9 protein-coding genes are annotated in these 11,339 nt (G+C 66.9%); 4 read left to right on the forward strand and 5 right to left on the reverse strand.

Annotated features, from left to right (window positions below; all coding sequences use genetic code 11):
* Positions 1–7: 7 nt before the first annotated feature.
* The gene (locus tag ACFV15_RS25600; RefSeq protein WP_378353130.1) at positions 8–1,096 is read right to left on the reverse strand and encodes an alpha/beta hydrolase; all 1,089 of its coding nucleotides are present in this window, start codon (positions 1,094–1,096) and stop codon (positions 8–10) included.
* A 163-nt stretch (positions 1,097–1,259) separates the two neighbouring features.
* Between ACFV15_RS25600 and ACFV15_RS25605 the strand changes: the two genes are divergently transcribed.
* Positions 1,260–3,530, forward strand: a complete 2,271-nt coding sequence (locus tag ACFV15_RS25605) for an NACHT domain-containing protein (RefSeq protein ID WP_378353131.1) — start codon at positions 1,260–1,262, stop codon at positions 3,528–3,530.
* 42 nt (positions 3,531–3,572) lie between these two features.
* Entirely contained in the window at positions 3,573–5,015 is a 1,443-nt protein-coding gene (locus ACFV15_RS25610; RefSeq protein ID WP_378353132.1) for a hypothetical protein, read from the forward strand.
* On the opposite strand, the gene ACFV15_RS25615 is transcribed toward ACFV15_RS25610, so the two are convergent.
* Positions 5,005–5,358 (reverse strand): hypothetical protein, encoded by a 354-nt coding sequence (locus ACFV15_RS25615; RefSeq protein ID WP_378353133.1) that lies wholly within the window; start codon positions 5,356–5,358, stop codon positions 5,005–5,007. The genes ACFV15_RS25610 and ACFV15_RS25615 overlap by 11 nt on opposite strands.
* 158 nt (positions 5,359–5,516) lie before the next feature.
* Between ACFV15_RS25615 and msrA the strand changes: the two genes are divergently transcribed.
* On the forward strand, positions 5,517–6,038 hold the full coding sequence (gene msrA, locus ACFV15_RS25620; RefSeq protein ID WP_378353134.1) for a peptide-methionine (S)-S-oxide reductase MsrA: 522 nt from the start codon (positions 5,517–5,519) through the stop codon (positions 6,036–6,038).
* Positions 6,039–6,477: 439 nt separating this feature from the next.
* Here the strand turns inward: msrA and ACFV15_RS25625 are convergent, their stop codons facing one another.
* The 3 genes from ACFV15_RS25625 to ACFV15_RS25635 form a co-directional block, all read right to left on the reverse strand.
* A complete protein-coding gene (locus ACFV15_RS25625; RefSeq protein ID WP_378353135.1) occupies positions 6,478–8,298 on the reverse strand; it encodes a DUF262 domain-containing protein in 1,821 nt (606 codons plus the stop codon).
* Positions 8,299–8,477: 179 nt separating this feature from the next.
* Complete coding sequence (locus tag ACFV15_RS25630; RefSeq protein ID WP_378353136.1) at positions 8,478–9,017, reverse strand: YdeI family protein; 540 nt, start codon at positions 9,015–9,017, stop codon at positions 8,478–8,480.
* Positions 9,018–9,019: 2 nt separating this feature from the next.
* Positions 9,020–9,433, reverse strand: a complete 414-nt coding sequence (locus tag ACFV15_RS25635; RefSeq protein ID WP_378353137.1) for a VOC family protein — start codon at positions 9,431–9,433, stop codon at positions 9,020–9,022.
* Positions 9,434–9,698: 265 nt separating this feature from the next.
* Here ACFV15_RS25635 and ACFV15_RS25640 point away from each other — a divergent pair, with 265 nt between their 5' ends.
* Positions 9,699–11,240, forward strand: coding sequence for a GMC oxidoreductase (locus ACFV15_RS25640; protein WP_378353138.1), 1,542 nt, complete (start codon positions 9,699–9,701; stop codon positions 11,238–11,240).
* The last annotated feature ends 99 nt before the right edge of the window (positions 11,241–11,339 follow it).

An 11,339-nucleotide genomic window follows, 5' to 3' on the forward strand; every position in this document is an offset into this window, starting at 1 on the left:
CGGACGGTCACGGGTGCTGGAGCCGCCCCATGATCAGCGGGACGAAGTGGTCCATGTCGGCCTGCAGGCACGGCTGCTGCGCGTGCTTGCCGGTGCAGCCCGGCGCCCAGGTGCTGCCGTCGCCGTAGTCGGCGAAGTAGTACGGGATGCCTGCCGCGTTCAGGTTGGCCGCCGTCACCAGCGCGGTCTCCCGTGCCCGGTTCTCGAACACCGCCTGGATCGGGTTGTCCAGCAGGTTGCCGCCGTTGCCCGTGTACAGGGCGACGCCCATGCCGCGCAGCGAGGACACGTGCTGTGCGGGGCTCTGCGCGTTCCAGATCCCGTCGAACGGCCAGATCGGCGGGCCGAAGATCGCGTCGGCGCCCACCGTCGGGACACCGGCGCTCGAGTCGACCGAGGTGCCGATCACCGCGGCGCGGATCTCCTGGCTCAGCAGGTCGAGCCCGCCGGACAGCGCGCCGACGTAGCTGAACAGGTCGGGCCGGTGCTCGGCGTAGTGGAACGCGCCGAAGCCGCCCATCGAGTGCCCGACGATGGCCCGGCCCTCCTTCGAGCCGATCGTCTTCATGTTCGCGTCGATCAGCGGGATCAGCTGGCCGAGGTGGAAGTTCTCCCAGTTCTGCGGCCCGACCGCGCCGGGGTTGACCCAGTTCGAGTACCAGCTGCGGACGCCATTGGGCGCGACCGTGATCAGCGGGGCCTTCTTGGTCGACTTCTCGGTGATCTCCAGGTTGGGGATCGTGTTCGGCCGGTCGGGGTTGCCGTGCAGGTTGTAGAGCACGGGGTAGCGGGTCGCGGCCGCGTCGTCGTAGCCGTCGGGGAGGGTGACCATGATCAGGTGCTGGCCGGCGATCTGGCCGGGCAGCAGCGTCGGTGTCGGCACCTGGTCGGAGCTCACGCTGAAGGTGAACGTGCGGCGGCCGTCGCTCTCGTCCACCCAGGCGGGCTGCTGGACCACGGTGAGCCCGAAACCGTTTTCGAAGTGCGGCAGTGTCACCGCTTCGGCGACGGCGGCTGGCGCGGCCAGCGCGGAAGCGAAGGCCAGGCCCGCCACCACGGCGGCGGTGCCACGCGGACTCCGGAAACGCGTCTTCATCGGATTCCCAACTCATTTCGCAGGTTGATCACAAGGTTGACCGTGCCAATACTGGCTTTGCCGCTGGTCAGCGGACCAGGTCGGAAACCGGCCAAATACGGCCGGTACCCACGCTATGGTCGATCACGGGAAGAACACACGCCGATGCGAGGGGCGAGGGGAATTGGCGAGCGAGTTCGGCACGCTGCTGCGGCAGTTGCGGCGGCAGGCGGGGATGACCCAGGAGCAGCTGTCCGAACGGTCCACCGTCGGCGTGCGCACCATCCGCAGGCTGGAGACCGGCGACCCGACCGACCCCCGGCTCGGCACCGTGAAGCTGCTCGCCGAAGCACTCGACATCTCACCGGTCGAGCGCCGCAAGCTGCTGTCCGAAGCCGGTGAGACCGAGCCGGAAGAGCCCGCCCCGGAGCCGGAACCCGTACCGCGCGACGCGCTGACCGACGCCGCCGACGAACTCGCCCGCGTGGTCGGCGGCCGCTGGCAGCGTGAGGAGGAGCAGCGCCGCATCCACGACCCGTTCCCGCTGCCGGTGCGGTGGCAGCCGGTCGCCGCGCTGCTCACGGATCACGACGACAACATCGGCCGCGTCCCGGCCGGTGCCGCCGCGGTCCCGTTGAACCTGACCGGCTCGCTGGACGAGATCGACGGCACCTACCGGCGGATCCCGTCGCAGCGGCTGGTGGTGCTCGGGCGCGCCGGGTCGGGCAAGACCGTGCTGACGCTGCGGTTCGTGCTCGACTACCTGCGCACACGCACTCCCGGCGAGCCGGTCCCGGTGGTGTTCAGCCTCGGCTCCTGGGATCCGACCGCCAGCACCCTGCGCGACTGGCTGACCGCCCAGCTGCTCCGCGACTACCCGGGCCTCACCAAACGCGCTCCCGGCCACCCGACCTTGGCGGCCGCGCTGGTCGAAGCCGGTCACATCCTGCCGGTGCTGGACGGGTTCGACGAGCTCGCCGCCGGTCTGCACGGCCCCGCGCTGGAGGCGCTCAACGCCACGACCCTGCCGTTGCTGCTGACCAGCAGGCCGGACGAATACGCGGGCGCGGTCGCGGCCACCGACGTGCTGACCGGCGCCGCCGGTATCGAGCTGATCGACCTCACGCCGGAGGACCTGGCCAACTACCTGCCCCGCACCACGCGACGCAACGCCGGCGGCGGCACGGTCTGGGATCCCGTGCTCACCGAACTCCGTGAGGACCGGGCCGCCGACCTCGCCGCGGTGCTGACCACCCCGCTGATGGTGGTGCTGGCCAGGACCGTCTACAGCGACACCCCCGGCCAGGACCCGGCCGTGCTGCTGGACACGACCCGGTTCCCCGGCCGCGAAGCACTCGAAGACCACCTGCTCGGCAGCTTCGTGCCGACCGTCTACCGGCAGCAGCCCGGCGCCGCGGCTTCGCGCCGGACTTGGGCGGCGGACCGCGCGCAGCGCTGGCTCGGGTACCTCGCGCGACACCTCGACCGGCTGGAGACCCGCGATCTGGCGTGGTGGCAGCTCGGCAACTCGCTGAGCAGGTCGTCGCGCATCCTCACCGTGGTGCTGGTCGCCACGGTCACGACGGCGTTGTTCGACTGGCTGTTCTTCCTGCCGGTCGACATGATCAACTTCGGCGCCGCCTTCGGCCTGCGCGCCGGCCTCATCGACGGCCTGTTCATCGGCCCGGTCGTCGGCCTCGGTTTCGGGCTGGTCTACGGGCTGATGGTGGTCGTCGGCGGGACGGTGTTCGAGCCGTCGCGGATGCGCGTGCGGCTGTTCGGCCGCGGCGACCGGGGCAGCGGGCGCGCCAGGAGATTCGTGCTCCGGTTCGGCGCCGGGATGCTGGGCGGGTTCGTGGTCGGGCTCGGTTACGGCCCGGCGACCATGCTGGCGCGCCTGCTCATGTTCGGCTTCCCACCGGAACTCGGCGAGGTGATGGAAGGGGCGGCGGTCAACATGATCACCACCGGCCTCATCTTCGGGCTCGCCGCCGGTCCGGTCTTCGGGCTCGCGGCCGCGGTCGAGGCGCCGCTCGACCTGAACGCGGTCACCAGCCCGGCAGGCCTGATCGCGGCGAACCGCGCGACGGTCATCCGCCAGTTGCTGCTGCTCGTGCCGCTGCTCGTCGTCGCGATCCTGGTCGCGGGCTGGCTCGTGGTCGGTGCGTTGCAAGGCGTGCTGGGCGAGCTCATCTGGACGTTCAGCGGCGGACTGCTCATCGGCGCGGTCGGCGGCCTCGGCGCGGGCTTCGCGTACGCGTTCGCGTTCACCGCGTGGGGACAGTGGGTGATCCTCGCGCGTATCTGGCTGCCGCTGACCGGCAAGCTGCCGTGGGCGATGCTCGCGTTCCTCGAAGACGCTTACCAGCGCGGGGTCCTGCGGCAGGCGGGCGCCGTCTACCAGTTCCGCCATGCCCGGCTCCAGGATCACTTGAGCCGTTCTTTCCCGGCCTGAACACCGGGACCCCTCCCAGTCGCGGTCCGCACAATCACCGGCATGGACCTCGCACCCGAGTACCGGCCGGACTTCCTGGCGGAGCCGGAGCCCGCGCCGCGCGATCCGCTGGCCGTCGCGATCGGGAACGCCTCGCTGCTCGGCGTCGGCTACCTGCTTCTCAAACGGCGCGGGCTCGCCGTTCTCACCTGGCTGATCACGCTCACGCTCGTGATCATGCTCGCCTCGGCCCGCGAGCTCTGGGTGGAGATCACCACGCTGTGCTGGTGGTTGCTCTCGATCGCGCACGGCTGGTCACTGGCCACGCGGCGTGGCACGCGGGCGGTGCTGAACGGCCAGCGCCTGGTCGCTTTGGTCGTCGCGGTCCCGGTGCTGCTGATCGTGGGACTGCTCCGGTTCGGCGCGGCCATGATCGAAGACACGGTCACCGAAGCGCGCGAAAGCGGTGACTGCGCGCCCGCGCTCGCCGCGATCGACCGGCTGTGGCTCGGTCACCGCATCGCCGACGGCCCGCTGACGGTGCGCGGTGAGCGGACCGCCGAAGCGTGTCACCGGATCCAAAACGCCGCAGGCAGCCTCGCGACCGGATTGACCGGCGACACTGCCGCGCTGCAGGCCGGTTTCGAGACTCTGACGTCCGTGCTCGCGGAAGTGCCTGGCCACGAAAAGATGGTCGGCAAGACACTCGACGGTTTCCTCACGGGCTTGCCGGCCAAGAATCCTTGCGAGACCGCCAAAGTCACCGACTGGCTTCGCGCTCGCCAGTTCACCAACAACGACCTCGACCGGTCCGTGGAGGCGATCGGCCGGACCGAGCCCGTCACGCTCGTCGGCTGCGGTGACCAGCTCGCGGCCGGCGGCTACCTGGAACCCGCGCGGGCGCGGTATCAGCAATACCTCGACCACTACCGCGGCCGGGACCGGGACCTCACGGCCAAGGCCGAAGAGGGCGCCCGGAAAGCCACGTTGGCGATCGAACTCAAGGACGTCCGCGGCCTGCTGTCAGGCGCGTACGGCACCTCGGAACCCAGCTACTGCAGGAACCCCGCGCAGTACAGCGGCGCGCCTTCGTACGCGAAAGGACCGAATCGCACGCTCATGTACGGCGACACGGCCTACACGGGCAGCCTTCCCGCCGAGTGGCGGGCCTCGGGTCCCGAAGACGCGGCGCTGATCGTCTGCGTCGGCAAGGCGGAGTACGGCACACCGGTCCGGACCTGCCCGTACACGAGCAAGGGGAGCATCCGCGGCTTCCCGACGGACGTGACGTTCAAGAAGATCGTGATCCCGATCCGCGCCTATGAGCTGCGGACCGGCAAGCTCGTGGCCGACACCCGCCCGGAGATCGGCGGCACGAGCTGCCCCCAGACCATCCACTACTCGCGCTCCAGCCTCATCGCCGACCTCGGGCCGCCATCGGAGATGTACGTGACCCCGTCCGACGCCGACATCAGGGCGGCCTTCGCGGCGGTCGTCAGCCCATGACCCGGCGCGCGGGAACGGCCGCGGCCACGCCGGCGATGGTCGCGGTCAGCACACCCGCGAGCTGGATCACCGTGCCGATCGAGGTGGCGGCGCCGTAGTCGCCGGTCAGGTTGCCGATCCCGGTCGGGCTGATCAGGAAGCCGGCGATGATGAACAAGCCGAGCGCGGTGCCCACGAGCGGCGCCCACCGCCACTTCACCAGCGCGATGAAGATCGTGCCCGCGCTCAGGATCAGGATCCCCGGCGGCGGGTAGAACGGGAAGACGACCCCTGACGCCCACAGCACCGCGATCCCGATGGCGCCGATCAGCAGACCGGCCATGGTGAGCACTCGCGCGTTCATGTTTTCTCCTTCGTTCGGGTAGGCGCTCAGCATGTCCGCGCGACCTGGGGCGCGGCGTCCGCCCGGTGTCGTCTCTCGGCGGTACGTAAGGTGGCGTAGAGCCGCCGGGAATCGCCGGAGACCAGGTGCTGTTGAACCTCAGCGAGGAGAGTGAGGACATGACTGTGACCAGCGAGAAGGCCGTGCTCGCGGGCGGCTGTTTTTGGGGCATGCAGGACCTGATCCGCAAGTACGACGGCGTGCTCGCCACCCGCGTCGGCTACACCGGCGGCGACGTGCCCAACGCCACGTACCGCAACCACGGCACGCACGCCGAGGCCATCGAGATCCTGTTCGACCCCGAGCGCATCACCTACCGTGAGCTGCTGGAGTTCTTCTTCCAGATCCACGACCCGACGACCAAGAACCGTCAGGGCAACGATCTCGGCCTGAGCTACCGGTCGGCCATCTACTACACCAGCGAAGAGCAGAAGCGCGTCGCCGAGGACACCATCGCCGACGTCGACGCCTCCGGGCTCTGGCCTGGTAAGGCCGTCACCGAGGTCGAGCCGGCCGGGCCGTTCTGGGAGGCCGAGCCGGAGCACCAGGACTACCTGGAGCGGTACCCGAACGGGTACACCTGCCACTTCATCCGGCCCGGCTGGAAGCTCCCCGCCCGTAAGACGTCCTCCGCGGGCTGAGTTTCAAAGGACTCGTGAGCGTTGCGGGCGGTTATTGTGCTGAAAGCCAAATGTGGCTGGCTGGTGAGGCGCGCCGAAGCCTCGGGTGGGCGTGAAGCGAGGGGGCCTTTGGGTGCGTAGTACGCACTCGGGGGCACCCTCGCTTCACGATGGGGTGCTGGCGGAGTCCGCGAGTGGTGACTCTGCTGCATCTAACGGAGCAGAGTTACCACTCGCCCATGCTGAACGAGGGGTTTCCCTGCCTCCGCTCGATGCAGTTGGGGAACCCTCGCCCGAAGCCCTGGCAGGCTGACCGTGGAGGATTCGCGTCGCCTAACGCCGCAAATCCTCCACAGTCACTCATTCGAGGAGGGCTGACGCTGGCCAAGGTCGCCCAGCACAACATGACACCTTTGACCTTCCGCCCAATAACCGCCCGCAACACTCACGACCCCGGTGGTCAGTTCGCTGGCCGAGGCCAGATGCGGACCACCTGTTCCGCGAGGGCCCGTGTGCGTCGGTCGATATCCGCGTCGCTCCAGTTCTGCGGATGCGCGTCGATCAGGTGTTTGTTGAGCATGAGCACACTGTGTTCGTTGAGAGCTTCGCGTTTGCCTCGTGGTCCTTCGCCGCTGTCCTGGCGTGTCCACGGATAGTTCGAAACCAGCGGATTCAACCGGCTGGTAAGGAGCGTGAGGTTACCCAAGGTCTGCACCCGATGATTGCGTTCGGCCTCGGCTGACTTGTCGTCATCCGGAAGAGCCCAATGGGTTTGCCAGGTCTGCGGCAGCACATGCTCGATCGTGAGCTCCCCACGGCGGCAGTGGGTTTCTTCCGTATGAGACGTGCGGTAGCTGTCCTCCAACGCTTCCAGGATCATGCGGCCGCGTCGCCGCGGAATCATGATCGAATAGAAGCGGATGCGTGAAAGGCTGCTGATCACCTCGTTGTCGAGTGGCCACCGTCGAGAGTCGCCGGACTGTTCTGCGAGGAACCTCTCGCACTCGCTTCCGACGTCTGCTGGTGCGGCCTGCTTGAGGTGGCGCAGAAGCTCGACGACGACGCTGTTGGTGTCCGCCAACGTGACACGACAGATCATTCGTCGGACGAGCCAGCTCTCCACTGCCCGCAAAGCCCTGTCTCGCGCCTCTGTCGGCACTGCCGAGTTCGGCCTCTGCAACCAGAGAAGCAGGGGCATGGTTGCCGCGATGTCCATGACTTCGATGATGCGGTAGTAGAAAGTACCGGGCGTGGAATGCGGTGGCTGTTCGCTGAGCTGCCGATAGCAAGCGGCGTCGGCTTTGAGCTCTGAGAGCACAGGGCGCACATCGTCTGCGCCTGCGAGTACGTGATCGCGGAAGTCTGCGAAGATGCGATCCGAGGGCACGAGATGGGCTCGGCGCATCGTCAACCAGTAGTTGAGGAAGACGTCGATCCGCGGCCGGACCAGGCGACCTTGCCGGAGTTCGAAGCGCCAGTAATCACCGGACAACGCGTCCCAGTACTCACGATCAAGGAGCTCAGTGTCTTGCTTCTGGCGTTCGGCGGCCTGAAATACGGCATTTTTGACAAGGTCGGCCGCGAGCAGCGGGCTGCCCCTATCGTTGAGTGCTTCGAAGATCGCCTGTGCATTATCGCCAGGTTCGAGGTCTATGACGACCAGTTTCAGGTGAAGTGCCAGTGCCATGGTCAATGCGCGAAGACGATCCGCGGGTTCGCGTTCATCCTCGGCGTCCAGTGCCCAGGCTTCGATACGCTCACGCAAAAAGACGATTGCCTTGCTGACGCGATGTTCGCTTGAGTCGTTTTCCGGATCGTCATCCATGGCGTTTTGAAAAGCGGTGCGGTCAGCCTGGATCGGCCAGACCTTGAGTAGTTCGTCCGGCTCGTCGATGATGTGTTCGGGATTGCGGACAAGCGCTTTCAGCAGCGCGGCATCGCGAGGACGACCGTGCTTCTCGGCGACTTGACGCGCCGCGTTGAGGAGCAACTGAAGTGTGATGAGCCGCTGCTGTCCATCGATGACATGCCTGACTTGGATGAACCCGGCCGGATTCGGTTGCTGATCAAGTACGACTGCGCCCATGAAGTGGGGCGGCACTTCGGCGGTCTTGCCGCCGAGTTGACTGTCGAGCAACTCCTCGGAGACCGCGCGCACGTCTGCCCACAGTGGTTCCCACTGCTTCTCGACCTGCCACACGTACGGGCGCTGAAACACCGGGATCACGTACCGAACCTGCGGCTCGAACAACTTTTGCGGCGTCAGCGTGTTGGCCTGCACGTACGCGGTCTCCTCTGCTGGGATTCTGGCTCTTGTTTCGGTGCCGGTGATTATCGCTTCCGTTAGGCAGCGTGTTACGGGAATCACCATGTTGGCGCGATGTCAAGAGCAACGACGACTTAGCGCCTGACGCTGGCCGATTTGCTGTGATGCCGCTCTGGCGTTGATCGGCTTTGTGGTTAATGATTGGCGCGAATGTTCGCCGCCGCGAGCGTGACCGTCTCCGCGATGCGGCGCTGCCGGGTTTCCGGCTTCTTCGCGGTCACGATCCATTGCAGGATCAGGCGTTTCGACGACGGCGGGAACTTCTCGTAGTTCGCGTGCGCCGCCGGTTCGCGGGTGAGCTGCTCGCGCAGATCGTCGGGCATCGAGACCTCCCAGGTGCCCTTCGCCTTGGCGAGATCGATCAGCGCCTGGCCGTGCGGGGTCATCAGGCCCTGCTCGATCATGCGCGCGGCGCGCTCGCGGTTGACCTCGCTCCACGAGCTGCGCGCGGTGCGCGGGGTGAAGCGGAGCTGGGAACTTCCGGTGCCGTGCTTGCGATGCAGGCCGTCGATCCAGCCGAAGCAGAGCGCGTGCTCGATCGCCTCGTGGTAGCGGATGCTCGGCGTCTCGCTGTCCTTGTGGTGGATGATCAGCCAGATTTCCTTTTCGGACTGTCCATTGTGGATTAGCCAGTCGCGCCATTCCTCAGTGGTGGCCGCGGAAAACGTGTGCATCGTCAGGCACCCTTCGTGGCCAGGATGTCCAGGTAGTGCTGGTTGAACATGATGCCGAGGATGTTGCCGAACGGGTCGATCACCGAAGCGGTGACGAAACCGGGGCCGCGCTCGACGATCTTGTCGTGGACGGTGGCGCCGAGTTCGAGCAGCCGGTCGAAGGTGGCCTGGACGTCGTCGACGGCCCAGTAGGTCAGCGCACCCGCAGGCTTTTCCGACTTGCCGTGCGGGGAAAACCGGCTGTCGACGATGCCGAACTCGGCCTGGTAGTCGCCGATGCGGAACTCGACGTACGAGGGCGGGCCCTCGAGCGGGCGGGCGAAGTACGGCTCGGTACCGAAGAACTCGGTGTACCAGGCCGCGGCGGCGGTGACGTCGTCGGCGAAAACGTTGAAGGTGGTGAGTCCTCGCAACATCGGTGGGTCCTTCCTTCGGTGTGTCTGATGAGGACCACTCTGCCTGCCAAAGTGCTCACCAACTGAGCACTTTTACGGAGAAGTTGCCGCGGTGCGTCAACCTGAAAGTTACTCACAAGTACGTAGTGACTTGACTTACTCCTGCAAGTATAACTTGTTCTTATCTGCCGACAGTGAGGAACATCACATGGGCGACAAGAGCAGGAGTTATAAGGGTTTCGGAGACGTCTCACGCCGCACGTTCATCGTAGGAACAAGTTCTATATTGGGAGCCGCGATCGCCGGCGGCCGTGCCTCCGCGGCCCCGCCACTCACCCCGGGCACGCGGGTACCGGCACTGGTGATCGGGACCGGATACGGCGGTTCGGTCGCCGCGTTGCGCCTCGCGCAGGCCGGGGTCGACGTGCAGATGGTCGAGATGGGGATGGCCTGGGACACCCCCGGCGCCGACGGCAAGATCTTCGCCAACACGACCACCCCCGACCAGCGGTCCTTCTGGCTGCGGACCAGGACCAAACAACCGCTGAGCAACTTCCTCGGTTTCCCGATCGACAAGGACATCCCGCGCTACACCGGCATCCTCGACGCCGAGGAGTTCGGCGGGATCATCGTGTACCAGGGCCGAGGCGTCGGCGGCGGCTCGCTGGTCAACGGCGGCATGGCCGTCACGCCGAGGCGTGAGAACTTCGGCGCCGTGCTCCCGACGGTCAACGCCGACGAGATGTACAGCACCTACTACCCGCGCGCCAACGCCGGTCTCGGCGTCAGCACCATCGACCCGGCCTGGTTCGACACCACCGACTGCTACCAGTACGCACGCGTCGGCCGCAAACACGCGCAGCGCTCGGGTTTCCCGTTCGTCTTCGTGCCGGACGTGTACGACTGGGACTACATGAAGAAGGAGGCGGCGGGCACCGTCCCGAAGTCCGCGCTGGCAGGCGAAATCCTCTACGGCAACAACTACGGCAAGAAGTCCTTGCAGAAGACCTACCTCGCGCAGATCAAGGCGACCGGCCGCGTCACCATCACGCCACTGCACAAGGTCACCTCGGTGACCCCGGCGTCCGGCGGCGGCTACACGGTCGCCATGGACCAGCTCAACACCAACGGCGACACCATCGCGACGAAGACCGTGGTCGCCGACAAGGTGTTCTTCGCGGCGGGCAGCGTCGGCACCAGCAAGCTCCTGGTCAAGCTCAAGGCGACCGGCGCGCTGCCCAACCTCAACAACGAGATCGGCAAAGGCTGGGGCGACAACGGCAACGTCATGTGCGGCCGCGCCAACCACATGTGGGACCCGACGGGCGCGCTCCAGTCCTCCATTCCCTGTGGTGGCATCGACAACTGGGCCGCGGGCGGCGCCTTCGCGGAGGTCGCCCCGCTGCCGACGGGCATCGAGACCTACGCCTCGTTCTACCTGTCGATCACCAAGAACCCCAACCGCGCTGAGTTCACCTGGAACGGCGCGGCCGGGAAGGTCGACCTCAACTGGCAGACCGCGTGGAAGCAGCCGTCGATCGACATGGCCAAGTCGATCTTCGACAAGATCAACGCCAAGGAGGGCACGATCTACCGCACCGATCTGTTCGGTGTGTACAAGATCTGGGGCGACCACCTGACGTACCACCCGCTCGGCGGCGCGGTACTCGGCAAGGCCACCGACAACTACGGCCGCCTGCACGGCCACCCGGGGCTCTACGCGATCGACGGCTCGCTCATCCCCGGCAACACCAGCGTCAACCCCTTCGTCACGATCACCGCACTGGCCGAGCGCAACATCGAAAAGATCATCGCCACCGACCTCTGAGCCAAGGAGTCGTGAGTGGTACGGCCGGGGGGTGACGGGGGGGGCCCGCCCCCAGCGCCCGAACCTACGGGGGGTGTGGGAGGGGGGGGGACAACGAGT

The sequence above is a fragment of the Amycolatopsis sp. NPDC059657 genome (genome assembly GCF_042734395.1).
Lineage (GTDB): Bacteria > Actinomycetota > Actinomycetes > Mycobacteriales > Pseudonocardiaceae > Amycolatopsis.

Bases quoted from the DNA above. Each gene is read 5' to 3' on its own strand.
- ACFV15_RS25600 (WP_378353130.1), bottom strand. From the start codon at position 1,096: ATGAAGACGCGTTTCCGGAGTCCGCGTGGCACCGCCGCCGTGGTGGCG.
- ACFV15_RS25610 (WP_378353132.1), top strand. From the start codon at position 3,573: ATGGACCTCGCACCCGAGTACCGGCCGGACTTCCTGGCGGAGCCGGAG.
- ACFV15_RS25615 (WP_378353133.1), bottom strand. From the start codon at position 5,358: ATGAACGCGCGAGTGCTCACCATGGCCGGTCTGCTGATCGGCGCCATC.
- msrA (WP_378353134.1), top strand. From the start codon at position 5,517: ATGACTGTGACCAGCGAGAAGGCCGTGCTCGCGGGCGGCTGTTTTTGG.
- ACFV15_RS25630 (WP_378353136.1), bottom strand. From the start codon at position 9,017: ATGCACACGTTTTCCGCGGCCACCACTGAGGAATGGCGCGACTGGCTA.
- ACFV15_RS25635 (WP_378353137.1), bottom strand. From the start codon at position 9,433: ATGTTGCGAGGACTCACCACCTTCAACGTTTTCGCCGACGACGTCACC.